Origin of the sequence: Acidovorax sp. HMWF018, from assembly GCF_003061035.1 — a bacterium.
Classification (GTDB): Bacteria; Pseudomonadota; Gammaproteobacteria; order Burkholderiales; family Burkholderiaceae_C; genus Acidovorax; species Acidovorax delafieldii.
Genome location: NZ_QAIM01000401.1, coordinates 32566 through 46722, shown reverse-complemented (window position 1 = coordinate 46722; position 14157 = coordinate 32566). Strand labels below are relative to the sequence as shown.

Here is a 14157-nt window from a genome sequence, read left to right as displayed (position 1 = left end):
CCCGATGGGAGCTGGCTGACAGCGTCCCAGGCGGGGCCGTCGAACCAGGCGTCGCCATCGAGGTAGGCACGCAGCATGGGCAGGCCGTCCAGCCCCCAGAACAGCTTGCCGTCCACACCGAACGCAGGCACGCCAAACACACCGGCTGCTTGCGCGGCTTCGGTGTTGGCACGCAGCAAGGCCTTGGGGCCGTCGCTGTTCACGTCCTGCCCGGGGCGCACCTGCTCCGCGAGCGCCTCGGCCAGCGTGGCCAGGCGCGCAGGGTCCAGCGCGTCGGCGCCGCCTTGCCACACGTGCCGCAGCACCGTGCCCGCCACGTAGCGGTTGATGCTGCCGTCGTCGCTGCAGGCCAGGGCCTGGCGCAGCAGGGGCAGCGGGTTGAACGGGTGGCGCGCAGGCATCTGCAGTGGCGTGCCTTGCGCATGGCCCAGCCAGGTCACATGGCGGTAGGTCCAGTCGCGCTTGGGGGCAATGCCCGCAGGGCCGGGGTTGCCGTGCTGCTGCAGCAGGGCACCCAGCAGCACGGGCTGGTAGGTCACGCTATAGGTCAGCCCTTCCAGCACCTCGGGCAAGCGCTCAAACGCCAGCCAGGCATAGGGAGAAATGAAGTCCAGGTAGAACGTGATGCGCTTCATGCCTCGGTCTCCGGCACGGGCCAGTCAATGCCGGCGCGTTGCAACAACTGCGCCCAGATGGCGCGCCGCTGCGGAGCGTCGGCACGCGACCAGGCGCGGATTTCATCCAGCGTGCGAAAGCAGCCTTCGCAGTGGCTGCGGTCGGGCGTCATGCGGCACACCGAAATGCAGGGCGAAGGCACTGGCTCGGCACTTTTGGGGTCAAATTGGCCGGTAGCGCTAGTCTCTTTTGCCTTGGCAGCTAGCAAATCGATAGCATTCATGCGGCCGCCTGGGGCGCAGACGCGTCCGCCACCGGTGCTTGCACCACGTCCACCACGGGTGCGCCCGTCAGACGCTGCAGGTCGGTGGGGTGCAAGGGGAACACGCCATGGGGGTGGCCTGCTGCGGCCCACACCACGTCAAAGCGCAGCAGGTCCTGGTCGATGAGCGTGACGGGCGGCGTGGCATGCGCCACGGGCGACACGCCGCCAATCGAGAAGCCGGTGCGCGATTTCACAAACTCGGCATCGGCCCGGCCGATCTTGCCGCCCACATGGGCTTCCACCTTTTTCTCGTCCACGCGTCGGTCGCCCGAGGTGACCACCAGCACCGCAGCATCGTCGCTCTTGCGCCGGAAGATGATGCTCTTGGCCACCTGCCCCACCAGGATCCCCAGCGCATCGGCGGCCTGCTGTGCGGTGCGTGCGGCATCGTCCAGCATCTGCGGCAGGTGCGGGTGACCGCGCCGCTGCAGCTCGGCAGCCACACGCTGTACGCCCTCGGGCAGGTTCTTCAGTTCGGCTCCACACATTCGCGTTGTCTCCAGCAGGTCCACAGGGGGGCGTGATTCGGTCGGGTCTCCCTCCATTTTGCCGCGCGCCATGGCCTCCCTCGCACCCCGGCCCGCATGTCCCTGCACGGCGCTCCGGCACCCGGGCCAAATCCGGCCACTTTACAAACAGGAAATGTGTGCGCCCCACAATGCGCCGAACCTTCCCAACCCAACCGCTCCCACGCCCATGAACGATGCTGCGTTGTCCCCGCTGTGCCCGAGCCTGCCCGCGACCTCCCCTGCCAACACTGTGCCGGGCCGCCCCGCCCTCGGGGCATTGCCATGCCGGGGAGCGTTGCTGGGGCTGCTGCTGATCGCGGGCATCTTGTCCGGCTGCAGCAAACCCAACGAGGCCCCCGCGCCGGCCAAGGCCGCCCCTGAAGTGAGCGTGGTCACGCTCAAGCAGCAAAGCCAGCAGCTCGAAGCCGCCCTGCCCGGCCGCACCCGCGCCTCGCTCACGGCCGAGGTGAGACCCCAGGTGTCGGGCATTCTGCAAAAGCGCCTGTTCACCGAAGGGATGCTGGTGCGCCAAGGCCAGCCGCTGTACCAGATCGATGACGCCTCGCTGCGAGCCACCGAAGCCAGCGCGCAGGCAGCCCTGGCCAAGGCCGAGGCCACAGCGCGCACCCAGGAGGCCACGGCCAAGCGCAATGCGGAGCTGGTGAAGATCGACGCCATCAGCCAGCAGGCGTTTGAAGAAAGCCAGGCGGCGGCGGCCCAGTCGCGCTCCGACGTGGCCGTGGCCCAGGCCAACCTGGCCACCGCCCGCATCAACCTCAAGTACAGCCGCATCGAGGCACCTATCAGTGGACGCATCAGCCTGTCCAACGTGACGCCGGGGGCACTGGTCACGGCCAACCAGGCCGATGCGCTGACCTCCATCGTCCAGCTTGATCCGATGTACGTGGACTTCACCCAGTCCACCACCGAGCTGATGCAGTTGCAGCGGGACTTGGACGCTGGCCGCTTCCAGAAGGTCGAGAGCGACAAGATCCCCGTGCGCATCCGCCTGGACGATGGTACCGAGTACGCACAACGCGGCCAGCTGCAGTTTGCCGGCGTGATCGTGAACGCCACCACCGGCACCGTCACGCTGCGCGCCGTGGTGCCCAACCCCAAGGGCACGCTGATGCCCGGCATGTACGTACAGGCGCTGCTGCCCACCGGGCTCGCGCCCGAAGCGCTGCTGGTACCCCAGCAGGCAGTGACCCGAGACCTCACCGGCAAGCCCAGCGTGCTGGTGGTCAAGGAAGGCGATGTGGTGGAAAAACGCCCGATCAGCATCGACCGGGCGGTGGGCAACCAGTGGCTGCTGCAAGGCGGGCTGGCTGCGGGCGAGCGCGTGGTGACCGAAGGGTTCCAGCGCGTCAAACCGGGCGACAAGGTGCGCGCGGTGGAGGTGGACCCCAAAGCCCCCGCCAAGGGCCGCAAGGGAGCCACAGGCGCCGACGCGCCGCCCGCTGCAGGTGCCGCGCCCGCCTCGGCCCCTGCCCCAGCGGCATCCCGCTGAGCACGAAGGACGCAGCACATGGCACAGTTCTTCATCAACCGGCCCATTTTTGCCTGGGTCATCGCCATCATCATCATGCTGGGCGGTGCGCTGTCCATCGTCACGCTGCCGCTGGAGCAGTACCCCGACATCGCTCCGCCACGCGTGACCATCGGCTCCCAATACACAGGCGCCTCGGCCGAGACGGTCGAAAACTCGGTCACGCAGATCATCGAGCAGCAGCTCAAGGGCATCGACAACATGCTCTACATGAGCTCGACCTCGGATGCCTCGGGCCGCTCGCGCACCACGCTCACCTTCGCGCCCGGCACCAACATCGACGTGGCGCAGGTGCAGGTGCAAAACAAGCTGCAGGCCGCCACCAACCGCCTGCCCGACGCCGTCAAGAGCCGGGGAGTGTTCGTCAACAAGGGCGGGCAGGACTTCCTGGTCACTTACAGCTTCTTCTCCAAAGACCCCTCGATGAGCGCCGTGGACATCGGCGACTTCCTGACCAGCAGCCTGGTGGACGTGATCGGCCGCATCGACGGTGTCGGTGACGTGACGGTGTTCGGCACCAACTACGCCATGCGCATCTGGATGGACCCGGCCAAGATGGAGAAGTACGCGCTGATGCCGTCGGACCTGGTCAATGCGCTCAACGCCCAGAACGCCCAGGTGTCTGCCGGCCAGCTGGGCGCCCTGCCGGCGGTGTCCGACCAGCAGCTCAACGCCACCATCACTGCCCGCACCAAGCTCAAGACGGTGGAGCAGTTCGAGGCCATCGTGCTCAAGTCGGCGCTCGATGGCTCAGTGGTCACCGTCAAGGACGTGGCCCGCGTGGAGCTGGGCGCCGAGAACCTGACTGTGAAAGCCAAGCTCAATGGCATGCCCGGTGCGGGCATGGGCATCGTGCTGGCCGACGGCGCCAACGCCATGCAGGTGGCCGATGCCATTGCCGCCAAGCTGGCCGAGCTCAAGCCCTACTTTCCCAACCAGATCGACTACTTCGTGAGCTCGGACTCCACGCCCTTTGTGCGCGCCTCCATCAAGGAAGTGGTCAGCGCACTGGGCGAAGCCATGATCCTGGTGGTGATCGTGATGTTCGTGTTTTTGCAGAACTTCCGCGCCACGCTGATCCCCGCCATTGCCGTGCCGGTGGTGCTGCTGGGCACCTTCGGGGTGCTGTCGCTGGCGGGGTATTCGATCAACACGCTGACCATGTTTGCCATGGTGCTGGCCATCGGCCTGCTGGTGGACGATGCGATCGTGGTGGTCGAAAACGTCGAGCGGGTGATGCACGAGACCGGCCAGTCGGCCAAGGAGGCCACCCGCCAGTCCATGCGCGAAATCACGCCCGCCCTGGTGGGCATCGGGGTCACGCTGTCGGCGGTGTTCGTGCCCATGGCGTTCTTTGGCGGCTCCACCGGCGTGATCTACCGGCAGTTCTCCATCACCATCGTGGCAGCCATGGCGCTGTCGGTGTTTGTGGCGCTCACCCTCACCCCGGCGCTGTGCGCCACGCTGCTCAAGCCCGCAGCCGCGTCTGCCGGGCATGACCGGCCCATCCGCCGCGGCCTGCTGGGGCTGAACGACCGGTTCTTCCGCTGGTTCAACCACCATTTCGACGCCACTTCGGCACGCTACCAGGGCACAGTGGCCTACACCCTGCGCCGCACCAAACGCATGGTGCTGATCTTTCTGGCGGTGTGTGGCGTGGTGTGGCTGCTCATGGCGCGCCTGCCCACATCCTTCCTGCCCGACGAAGACCAGGGCTTCCTGTACGTGAACGTGAACCTGCCCTCGGGCGCCGCCGATGCGCGGCTGCAGAGCGTGCTGGACCAGGTGCGCGACTACTTTGCGCAGCAGCCCGATGTGCTGAGCTTCTACCAGGTCTCGGGCATCAACGGAGACCAGGCCTCGGCCCGCGGCTTTGTGCGCCTCAAGCCCTGGGAAGACCGCACGCTGCCCAACCAGGCCGCCGCGCAGATTGCCTACAAGGCCACGCGCGACCTGGCCTCCATCCGCGATGCGCGGGTGCTGGTCGTCATGCCGCCGGCCGTGCGGGGCCTGGGCTCCAGCTCGGGCTTCAACTTCGTGATCAAGGACATGAACGGCCTCGGCCACCAGGCGTTGCTGGCGGCCACCAACACCTTCCTGACCGAGGCGCGCAAGCGGCCCGAACTGACCAACCTGCGCATGACCAACCTGGAAGATGCCAGCGAGCTGCGCCTGGAGATCGACGACCGCAAGGCCGCCGCGCTCGGGCTGTCGTACAACGACATCAACAGCGTGCTCTCCAGCGCCATTGGCGGCACCTACGTGAACGACTTCCTGAACAACGAACGGGTCAAGCGCGTGTACATCCAGGGCGACGCTCCGGCGCGCATGCTGCCGCAGGACGTGGCGCGCTGGAGCGTGCGCAACAGCAAGGGCGAGATGGTGCCGTTTGGCGCGTTCTCCACCAACTACTGGGCCTACGGCTCGCCGCAGCTGCTGCGCTACAACGGCAACCCGGCCTACGAGCTGGAAGGCCGCGCGGCACCAGGCGTGAGCTCGGGCGCAGCCATGAAGATCGTGGAAGACATCCTGCGCACGCTGCCTCCCGGCATTGGCTACGAGTGGACGGGCGCCTCGCTGCAGGAACGCCAGTCGGGCGCCCAGGCCCCCATGCTGTACGCGATCTCGATCCTGTTCGTGTTCCTGTGCCTGGCGGCCCTGTATGAGAGCTGGACCGTGCCGCTGTCGGTGATCCTCGCCGTGCCGCTGGGCGTGGTGGGCGCGCTCGCCGCCACCTACACCCGGGGCCTCACCAACGACGTGTACTTTCAGGTGGGGCTGCTGACCACGGTGGGGCTGGCGTCCAAAAACGCGATCCTGATCGTGGAGTTTGCGGTGCAGCTGCAGGAGCAGGGCAAGAACCTGTTTGACGCCATCGTCGCGGCCGTGCGCCTGCGCCTGCGGCCCATCCTGATGACCTCGCTGGCGTTTGGCTTCGGGGTGATCCCGCTGGCCATCGGCACCGGCGCGGGTGCAGGCGGGCGGGTGGCCATCGGTACCGCCGTGCTGGGCGGCATGCTGGCTTCCACGGTGCTGGGCATCTTCCTGGTGCCGGTGTTCTTCCTGCTGATCCGCCGCTGGTTCAAGAGCCGGTCGCGCAGCGAAGACAACGCACCGCCACCGCCTGCCACCACCCTACCGCACCCCACTCAGGAGAGCGCAGCATGACGCGCCCACCCTTTTCGCCACGCCGCCAGCGCCGGCCTGCCGCCATCGCTGTAGCCCTGGCCACCACCGCACTGATCGCGGGCTGCAACCTGGCCCCCATGCACCAGACCCCCGCCCTGCCGGTGCCTGACACCGTGGGCACTACCAGTGGGCAGCCAGCCGTGGCCAGCGACGCCAGTCTGCAGGCGGCAGCGGCGCTGGGCTGGGTGCAGGCCCAGCCGCTGCGCGATGTCATTGCCCTCGCGCTGTCGAACAACCGCGACCTGCGCGTGGCCGTCGAGACCATCGAACGGGCCCGCGCCCAGTACGGCATCACCCGCGCCGACCTGTTGCCCAGCGTCACCGCGCAAGCGCAGGCCAGCCGCGCGCGCACCGCCGCTGGCATGAGCAGCGCCACAGCCCCTGCGCAGGTGGCCACGCAGTACACGGCACAACTGGGGTTTGCCAGTTACGAGATCGACTTCTGGGGCCGGGTGCGCAACCTCAACGAGGCAGCGCTGCAGCAGTTTCTGCAGAGCCATCAGAACCAGCGCAACATCCAGACAGGCCTGATTGCCGATGTGGCCAACGCCTGGCTCACCCTGGCCGCCGATGAAGCCCGGCTGCAACTGGCGCGCGACACCCTGGCCAGCCGCGAAAAGGCCTATGCGCTGACCGAACGCATCCACGCCATCGGCTCCACATCGGGACTGGTGCTGGCCCAGGCGCAGACCACGGTGGACGCGGCACGCGGCGATGTGGCGACCTACCTGGCGCAGGTGGAGCGCGACCGCAACGCACTGCAATTGCTGGTGGGAGGCCCGGTGCCTGCCGCGCTCTGGCCCACCGCCAGCACGCTGCGCGCTGACGCGCAGGCCCCGGCGGCCTTGCAGCCCGTGCCGGTGCCACTGGCGTCCAACGTGCTGCTCGCCCGCCCCGATGTGCAGGCCGCCGAAAACGCCCTGCGCGCCAGCGAAGCCAACATCGGCGCTGCGCGGGCGGCCCTGTTCCCCACCATCAGCCTCACGGCCAATGTAGGCACCGGCAGCCGCGAGCTGGACGGCCTGTTTGATGCAGGCAGCGGCACCTGGAGCTTTGTGCCGCTGGTCCGCCTGCCCATCTTCGACGCCGGCCGCAACCGCGCCAACGTGCAGGTGGCCGAGGCCAACCAGCGCATCGCGGTGGCCCAGTACGAAAAGGCCGTGCAGACCGCGTTCCGCGAGACCGCCGATGTGCTGGCCGACCGCGCGCAGTGGGACGAGCGCATTGCGGCGCAGACGCGGCTGGTGGCCGCCACCCAGAAAGCGTTCGACCTGTCGGAGGCGCGTTTCAAGGCCGGGGTGGACAACTACCTCACGGTGCTGGATGCGCAGCGCAGCCTGTATGCGGCGCAGCAGACCCTCATCGGCCTGCGCCAGGCCGAGCAGGTCAACCGCGTGACGCTGTGGAAGGTGCTGGGAGGCACCCCGGACGCCGGTTGACGGCGGCCGGGTGCAGATGGATCAATAGTCAGCCCGCGCGCTTGGTCAGCAAGGCATTGGCCGCGCGTGAGTTGGGCTTGCGATCCAGGAAGCTGCTGATGTAGGCCCCGGCATCGATGAGGAGATCCAGGTCGATGCCGGTCTCAATGCCCATGCCCTGCAGCATGTACACCACGTCTTCGGTGGCCACGTTGCCGGTGGCGCCCTTGGCATAAGGGCAGCCGCCCAGACCCGCCACGGACGACTGGAAGTTCCACACGCCCAGTTCCAGCGCGGCCAGCGTGTTGGACAGCGCCTGCCCGTAGGTGTCATGAAAGTGGCCCGACACCTCGTCGATGCCAAAGTGCTGCAACGTGGCCTCCAGCGCCTTCTGCACCTTGCGCGGCGTGCCCACACCAATGGTGTCAGCCACATCCACGCGCTGCACGCCAATGCCCTGGAGCAGGCCAGCCAGGTAGGCCACGCGCTCAGGGGCAATGTCGCCTTCGTACGGGCAGCCCACGGTGCAGCTCATGGCGCCGCGCACACGGATGCCGGCGGCCAATGCGGCCTCCACTACAGGGGCAAAACGCTCGATGCTCTCGGCAATGCTGCAGTTGATGTTGCGTTGGCTGAAGGCCTCGCTGGCGGAACCGAAGACGACGATCTCGTCGGGTTTGTCCAGCAATGCCGCCTCAAAGCCCTTGAGGTTGGGCGTGAGCACCGAATACGCCGCGCCTGGCTGGCGGGTGATGCCCGCCATCACCTCGTGGTTGTCGGCCATCTGCGGCACCCACTTGGGGCTGACGTAGCTGGTGACCTCGATCTCTTTCAGGCCGGCCTGCTGCAGGCGGTGCACCAGCTCGATCTTGACGGCGGCGGGCACCGGGGTCTTTTCGTTCTGCAGGCCGTCACGGGGGCCAACGTCGATGAGGCGGACGCGGGAGGGAATGCTCATGGGGCTACCAAGTGGTGGATCAAGGAATGCCGCCATTGTCTCGCCACCGCCTCCACAGGGCCACCCCATATCGTGCCAGACCATTCGCCGGACGCGCCATCAGCCAGCCCGGGTGTGATCACCCTCGACCTCCTGCCGCAGCAAGGCCACCATGGCCTGCGCCGCCAGCGACAGCGGCCGCCCGCGCAGCGTGATCAGCCCGATGGGCCGGTGCAGCACGGGCGCCTTGAGCGGGCGTGTGACCACCTCGGGCCGGCGCACCACCTGGGCGGCCAGCTCGGGCAGCGCGCTCACACCCAGCCCTGCCGCCACCATGGCCGCAATGGTGGCCAGGTGCTCCACCTCGTAGCGGGGTTCAAAGCGGATGCGGTGCGTCAGCAGGGCCTCTTGCGCGTACTGCCGCACGCTGGTGCCCGCAGGCATGGAGATGTGGTGCAGCTCGGCCACCTCGGCCCAGGCGATGGCACCCCGCCCACGGGCCAGGGTGTGCGTGCGCTGCATCAGCAGCACAAACCGATCGGACACCAGCGGGGTGTAGTCCAGATCCGCATAGGCGGGGTTGGCGGCGGTGAGGGCAAAGTCCACGCGCCCGGCACGCACCATGTCAAACGCCGGGCCCGCCAGGCTGTCGATCAGCTCCATCTGCACGCCCGGGTGCTGTGTGGCGAACCGGGCAAACGCGCGGGGTACGGCCCCGGCTGCCAGCGACGGCAGCGCCGCCAGCGCAATGCGACCCACCTGCAGCTGCGCCACCTCCTGCACGCGGCGCACGGTCTCCTCCATCTGGTGGCGCAGAAACCGCGCCTGCTCGGCAAACACCTCGCCCGCCAGCGTGAGCTGCACGGTGCGCGTGGTGCGCTCGAACAGGCGCACGTCCAGCATCTCCTCCAGCCGAGCCACCGTGCCCGACACCGCCGACTGCGACAGGTGCATCTGCAAGGCCGTGCGCCGAAAACTCAGCGTCTCGGCCAGGGAGAGGAACACATCCACCTCGCGGGCGGACCAATTGATCTTCATAACCGATCAGTCTATCGAAAAAGACGTCTGGACCGCGCAATGTGGGGCCCCTAGACTGAATTCAACGCAAGCACACCGCTTGAACAGATTGAGAGCATCAAGGAGACACGATGGAGAACAGTTCGCCGCGCAGCGCGCGCACCGTGGTGGTAGGCGGAGGCACCATGGGGGCCGATGTGGCCGTGGTCCTGGCCCGTGGCGGCGCGCAGGTCACGGTGGTGGACCCCCACGCCGCCCGCCGCGAACACTTGCGGCCGCACATTGCGCAGGAGCTGGCCGCCGCAGGCCAAGCTACCCACGCCGGCCCGGTGCAGGTGTGCGCCAGCCTGCAGGATGTGGACTGGAACGGCGTGGTGCTGGTGGTGGAATGCATCACAGAGCAACTGGCAGCCAAACAAAAGCTGTTTGCCGAGCTGGAAACCGTGGCCCCCCCCAACGCCGTGCTGGCCAGCAACAGCTCGGGCTTTCCCATCAGTGCCATCGCCCAGGGACTGGGCACGGCTCAGCGGATGCTGGGCCTGCACTTCTTCATGCCCGCCCACCTGGTGCCGCTGGTGGAGGTGGTGCTGGGCGAGCGCAGCGACCCCGCGCTGGGCACCTGGCTGCACGCCTTCATGCGCGGCTGCGGCAGCGTGCCAGTGCTGGTCAAAAAGGACAAGCCCGGCTTTCTGGCCAACCGCATGCAGCACGCGCTCTCGCGCGAGGCCTTTGCACTCATCGACGAAGGCATTGCCTCGCCGGAGGACGTGGACGCCGCCGTGCGCTTTGGTTTTGGCTTTCGCTTCCTGGCGGCAGGCCCGGTGCTGCAGCGCGACCACGCAGGCATTGAGGTGCACACCGCTGCCGCAGCCACCATGTACCCCACGCTGTCGAACACCGACGTACCCGCCCAGGCCCTACGCGACAAGGTGGCGCAGGGTCAGCTCGGCATGAAGACGGGCAAGGGTTTTTTTGACTGGCCCGAAGACCGCAAGCGGGCCGAACGCGCGCGCTACGACACGCTGCTGCGCCAGGGCCTGGCGCTGCTGGCCGGCGAGTTGCCCACCATCGAGCCTCCCACCGATATGTCACAGACGGACACCCCAACGACCACTGGAGCCCGCGCATGAGTGCATCGCCCGCATCACCCACCATTGCCAGCCAGTGGGTTGACCCACTGATCGTGACCGTGGCGCCCAACGGCGCCTACAAACAGCCCGCCGACCACTCCGCCGTGCCCATCACACCGGCCACGCTGGCCACCACGGCCAAGGCCTGCCTGGACGCGGGAGCGGCCATGCTGCACATGCACATCCGCGACGCGCAAGGCCGCCACAGCCTCGATGTCGAAGGCTACCGCGAGGCGCAGCGCGTGGTGCGCCAGGCCGTGGGTGACGCGATGGTCATCCAGATCACCAGCGAAGCCGCAGGCGTGTACCAGGCCCCCGCGCAGATCGCCATGGTGGAGGCCCTGCAACCCGAGGCCGTGTCCATCGGACTGCGCGAAGTAGACAAGCCCGAGATCGGCGAAGCCGGACTGCAGCGCTTCTTCACCGGCCTCGCCCAGCGCCGCACCATGGTGCAGGTCATCCTGTATGACGTGGCCGACCTGCGCCGCTGGCAGGCACTGCGCGCCAGTGGCGTGGTGCCGGATGCGCCCTGGTTCCTGCTGTTTGTGCTGGGCCGCTACAGCGCGGGCCAGACCTCCAGCCCGCGCGACCTGCTGCCCTTTCTGAACGCCCATGACGGCAACGAGCCCTGGGCCGTGTGCGCCTTCGGGGCGGCAGAAAACGCCTGCGTGGCCGCAGCCGCCGTGTTTGGCGGCCACGCCCGCGTGGGGTTTGAAAACAACCTGCTGTGCAAGGACGGCAGCGTGGCCCCCGACAACACCGCGCTGGTGCGCCAGGCCGTCGAAGCCGCCGCCGCACTGGGCCGCCCGCTGGCCACCGCCGCCGACATCCGGCAGCGCTTTGGCGCAGGCTGAGCGGCACTACTCCATCGCGCTCCCCATCCATTGACATCAACCCGCAGCAGACGGGCTTTATCCATCCCCACAGGAGACAGACATGCACCACCGCCACCTTTACTCGTCCACACATCGCGGCGCCCGGCGCGCCGTGCTGCACGCAGCCCTTGCCGTGCCCCTGGCCCTGGGCATCGCAGGTCACGCTGCGGCGCAGACGGCCGCCACCGCCTTCCCCAGCAAGACCATCCGCTTTGTGGTGCCCTATCCGCCCGGTGGACCCACCGACCTGATGGCCCGCATGCTGCAGCCCGAGCTGCAAAGCCGCCTGGGTGTACCTGTGGTGGTGGACAACAAGGGCGGCGCCGGTGGCAACACCGGCAGCGCCGAGGTGGCCAAACAGGCGCCAGCGGACGGCCACACGCTGCTGCTGGCCGCCAGCGGCCCGATGGCGGTCAACCCCTCGCTGTACGCCAGCATGCCGTTCAACCCGCTGTCCGATCTGGTGCCGGTGATCCAGCTATCGGCATTTCCGCTGGTGCTGGAGGTGCATCCCTCCCTGGGCGTCAAGACACTGGCCGAATTCCTGGCCATGGCCAAGGCCGGCAAGCCAGTGCTGAGCTACGCGTCGGCCGGCAACGGCACACCGCAGCACCTGGCGGGCGAGCTGTTCAACACCACAGCGGGCGTGAAGATGGGGCACATCCCCTACCGTGGCGCTGGCCCCGCGCTCAACGACCTGATCGGCGGACAGGTGAACGTGATGTTCGACATCGTCGGTAGCTCCCTGCCCCACATCCAGGCGGGCAAACTCATTCCGCTGGCCGTCACATCCAGCGAACGCGCCAAGGTGCTGCCCAATGTGCCCACCATGGCGGAGGCTGGCATTGCGGGCTACCAGATCACCGGCTGGCATGGCATTGCGGTGCGCGCAGGCACCCCGCAAGCCACCGTTGACAAACTCAACGCCACGGTGAATGCGATCTTCAAGGAACCCGCGTTCCGCACCAAATGGGAAGCCATTGGCACGCCCGTGGTGGGGGGCACGGCGGCAGACTTTGGGGCGCTCATCAAGGCCGACGCGCAGCGACTGGGCAAGCTGGTGCGCGATGCCGGCGTGACGGTGGACTGAAAAGGCCCCCCCTCTGTGTCCGCGCACAGAGGGCTATGCGACAGACCTGGGGCGCAAGCGCAGCAACAGCCAGCCCACTGCCATACCGATGGCGCTGGAGAGCAGCATCACTGCACCGATCACTATCTTCACGGTGGTGGAACTGCAGATTTCCGCCTGCACCGGGTCCTTGGCGGAGTAGCGCACCGAAACAGTCTCACCCACCTTGTGGATGGCCTGCTGCTGGCGTGCGACCGAATCCGTGAAGCTGTAGGTTCGCCCATCGCCCGCCACAAACTCCACAATGCTTTTCTTGGCAAGCCCCCGGCGGTGGGATGGGCCTGTCATGATTTCTTCATGCGCCACCACCCGGCCCTTGGCGGTGTGCGTGTCGCCCAGCATGTTCATGCCAGAGGCCAACAACCACGCCGCGCCCAGCGCGGTCAAGGCGCTGGGCACCAGCAGCATCCAGCCCAAAAGGCCAAAGAAACGACGAAACGTGGAGGTGCTCATGTCCGCCATTCTCTACGCTGGCGAGCGCGTGGACCGACGGCCTCAGTAGCCCCGCGCGGGGTTCACGACGCCCGCCACCGCCTCGCCGTGCTCCAGCGCCACCATCTTGCGTGCGATCTGGGCAATGCTCTCGTCGCGCAGCGTGCGCGCCGAGGTGTGGGGCGTGACGGTGATGCGCGGGTGCGTCCAGAACGCATGGCCTGCGGGCAACGGCTCGGTGCGGAACACATCGAGCGTGGCGCCTGCCACATGGCCGCTGTCGATGGCGGCCACCAGGTCTTCGTCCACCAGGTGCGCGCCGCGCGCCACATTGATCACGTAGGCACCCGGCTGCAGGCGAGCGAGCGTGCCCTTGTTGATGACGTTGGTCGTATCGGGCGTGAGCGGCAGCAGGTTGACCAGGACGCGGCTCGCGGCCAGAAAGTCATTGAATTGATCTGCGCCCGCAAAGCCGCGCACGCCGTCGATGGCCTTGGGGCTGCGGCTCCAGCCGTTGATGGGAAATTCAAACTGCGCCAGCGCCTTGGCAACCCGCTCGCCCAGCACGCCCAGGCCCATCACACCGATGGGATAGTCGCTGCGCAGGCGTGGCTTGCGGTAGCCCCAGCGGCCCGCCTGGGTGTCGGCCTCATAGCCATCAAACTCGCGGAAGTGGCGGATGACCGCGTGGCACACATATTCAGCCATCTGCACGGCCATGCCCGCATCATCCAGCCGCACCACCAGGGCCTTGGGAGGCAAGCGCAGCTTGAGGAGGGCATCCACCCCCGCGCCAATGTTGAACAGGGCTTTGAGCACCGGCTGTTCGTCCATGAACTGCTGGGGTGGTGCCCAGACCACGGCGTAGTCGGCCTGCGGGGCGCCGGGCTGCCAAACAGAAATCTCAACGCCGGGCAGCGCGGCGGAAAAGCCCTGGAGCCAGGGCTCGGGCTTGGCATCGGTACAGCAAAAGGTGATTTTCATGGGGCCCAAGCGTAGCCGCATTGGGCCCCCTGCGCTGTCACCTGCAGA

Annotated in this window: 13 protein-coding genes; 6 read left to right on the top strand and 7 right to left on the bottom strand. The window is 67.7% G+C overall.

The window, feature by feature from the left end; all coding sequences use genetic code 11:
* The 3 genes from DBR23_RS16315 to DBR23_RS16305 form a co-directional block, all read right to left on the bottom strand.
* A partial coding sequence (locus DBR23_RS16315) for a 2-hydroxychromene-2-carboxylate isomerase (RefSeq protein ID WP_108498937.1) occupies nt 1-635 on the bottom strand: 635 nt, incomplete at its 3' end.
* A complete protein-coding gene (locus DBR23_RS16310) occupies nt 632-898 on the bottom strand; it encodes a DUF1289 domain-containing protein (protein WP_108498936.1) in 267 nt (88 codons plus the stop codon). The genes DBR23_RS16315 and DBR23_RS16310, both read right to left, overlap by 4 nt.
* Complete coding sequence (locus DBR23_RS16305; protein ID WP_099729229.1) at nt 895-1428, bottom strand: YbaK/EbsC family protein; 534 nt, start codon at nt 1426-1428, stop codon at nt 895-897. Before DBR23_RS16305 ends, DBR23_RS16310 begins: the two co-directional genes overlap by 4 nt.
* A 208-nt stretch (nt 1429-1636) precedes the next feature.
* Between DBR23_RS16305 and DBR23_RS16300 the strand changes: the two genes are divergently transcribed.
* The 3 genes from DBR23_RS16300 to DBR23_RS16290 are packed head-to-tail and all read left to right on the top strand — an operon-like array spanning nt 1637 to nt 7626.
* Entirely contained in the window at nt 1637-2959 is a 1323-nt protein-coding gene (locus DBR23_RS16300; protein ID WP_233250495.1) for an efflux RND transporter periplasmic adaptor subunit, read from the top strand.
* An 18-nt stretch (nt 2960-2977) separates the two neighbouring features.
* Nucleotides 2978-6166 (top strand): efflux RND transporter permease subunit, encoded by a 3189-nt coding sequence (locus DBR23_RS16295; RefSeq protein WP_108498935.1) that lies wholly within the window; start codon nt 2978-2980, stop codon nt 6164-6166.
* Entirely contained in the window at nt 6163-7626 is a 1464-nt protein-coding gene (locus DBR23_RS16290; protein WP_108498934.1) for an efflux transporter outer membrane subunit, read from the top strand. The genes DBR23_RS16295 and DBR23_RS16290 overlap by 4 nt, the downstream gene beginning before the upstream one ends.
* Nucleotides 7627-7654: 28 nt before the next feature.
* On the opposite strand, the gene DBR23_RS16285 is transcribed toward DBR23_RS16290, so the two are convergent.
* Both DBR23_RS16285 and DBR23_RS16280 read right to left on the bottom strand, forming a co-directional pair.
* A complete protein-coding gene (locus DBR23_RS16285; RefSeq protein WP_108498933.1) occupies nt 7655-8563 on the bottom strand; it encodes a hydroxymethylglutaryl-CoA lyase in 909 nt (302 codons plus the stop codon).
* 99 nt (nt 8564-8662) lie between these two features.
* On the bottom strand, nt 8663-9580 hold the full coding sequence (locus tag DBR23_RS16280; protein ID WP_099729225.1) for a LysR family transcriptional regulator: 918 nt from the start codon (nt 9578-9580) through the stop codon (nt 8663-8665).
* A gap of 110 nt (nt 9581-9690) precedes the next feature.
* On the opposite strand from DBR23_RS16280, the gene DBR23_RS16275 reads away from it, so the two are divergent.
* From DBR23_RS16275 to DBR23_RS16265, 3 genes are all read left to right on the top strand, one after another.
* Nucleotides 9691-10689, top strand: a complete 999-nt coding sequence (locus tag DBR23_RS16275; protein WP_108498932.1) for a 3-hydroxyacyl-CoA dehydrogenase family protein — start codon at nt 9691-9693, stop codon at nt 10687-10689.
* On the top strand, nt 10686-11543 hold the full coding sequence (locus DBR23_RS16270; RefSeq protein WP_108498931.1) for a 3-keto-5-aminohexanoate cleavage protein: 858 nt from the start codon (nt 10686-10688) through the stop codon (nt 11541-11543). Before DBR23_RS16275 ends, DBR23_RS16270 begins: the two co-directional genes overlap by 4 nt.
* A gap of 82 nt (nt 11544-11625) precedes the next feature.
* Complete coding sequence (locus DBR23_RS16265; RefSeq protein WP_108498930.1) at nt 11626-12654, top strand: tripartite tricarboxylate transporter substrate binding protein; 1029 nt, start codon at nt 11626-11628, stop codon at nt 12652-12654.
* Nucleotides 12655-12687: 33 nt separating this feature from the next.
* On the opposite strand, the gene DBR23_RS16260 is transcribed toward DBR23_RS16265, so the two are convergent.
* Nucleotides 12688-13146 (bottom strand): DUF3592 domain-containing protein, encoded by a 459-nt coding sequence (locus tag DBR23_RS16260; protein ID WP_108498943.1) that lies wholly within the window; start codon nt 13144-13146, stop codon nt 12688-12690.
* Nucleotides 13147-13188: 42 nt separating this feature from the next.
* Nucleotides 13189-14109 (bottom strand): glyoxylate/hydroxypyruvate reductase A, encoded by a 921-nt coding sequence (locus DBR23_RS16255; protein ID WP_108498929.1) that lies wholly within the window; start codon nt 14107-14109, stop codon nt 13189-13191.
* Between the last annotated feature and the right edge of the window lie 48 nt (nt 14110-14157).

Excerpts from the sequence above, each read along its gene's own strand:
- DBR23_RS16270 (WP_108498931.1), top strand. The coding sequence starts at position 10,686 with ATGAGTGCATCGCCCGCATCACCCACCATTGCCAGCCAGTGGGTTGAC.
- DBR23_RS16260 (WP_108498943.1), bottom strand. The coding sequence starts at position 13,146 with ATGAGCACCTCCACGTTTCGTCGTTTCTTTGGCCTTTTGGGCTGGATG.
- DBR23_RS16255 (WP_108498929.1), bottom strand. The coding sequence starts at position 14,109 with ATGAAAATCACCTTTTGCTGTACCGATGCCAAGCCCGAGCCCTGGCTC.
- DBR23_RS16290 (WP_108498934.1), top strand. The coding sequence starts at position 6,163 with ATGACGCGCCCACCCTTTTCGCCACGCCGCCAGCGCCGGCCTGCCGCC.
- DBR23_RS16275 (WP_108498932.1), top strand. The coding sequence starts at position 9,691 with ATGGAGAACAGTTCGCCGCGCAGCGCGCGCACCGTGGTGGTAGGCGGA.
- DBR23_RS16305 (WP_099729229.1), bottom strand. The coding sequence starts at position 1,428 with ATGTGTGGAGCCGAACTGAAGAACCTGCCCGAGGGCGTACAGCGTGTG.
- DBR23_RS16310 (WP_108498936.1), bottom strand. The coding sequence starts at position 898 with ATGAATGCTATCGATTTGCTAGCTGCCAAGGCAAAAGAGACTAGCGCT.
- DBR23_RS16285 (WP_108498933.1), bottom strand. The coding sequence starts at position 8,563 with ATGAGCATTCCCTCCCGCGTCCGCCTCATCGACGTTGGCCCCCGTGAC.
- DBR23_RS16300 (WP_233250495.1), top strand. The coding sequence starts at position 1,637 with ATGAACGATGCTGCGTTGTCCCCGCTGTGCCCGAGCCTGCCCGCGACC.
- DBR23_RS16295 (WP_108498935.1), top strand. The coding sequence starts at position 2,978 with ATGGCACAGTTCTTCATCAACCGGCCCATTTTTGCCTGGGTCATCGCC.
- DBR23_RS16265 (WP_108498930.1), top strand. The coding sequence starts at position 11,626 with ATGCACCACCGCCACCTTTACTCGTCCACACATCGCGGCGCCCGGCGC.
- DBR23_RS16280 (WP_099729225.1), bottom strand. The coding sequence starts at position 9,580 with ATGAAGATCAATTGGTCCGCCCGCGAGGTGGATGTGTTCCTCTCCCTG.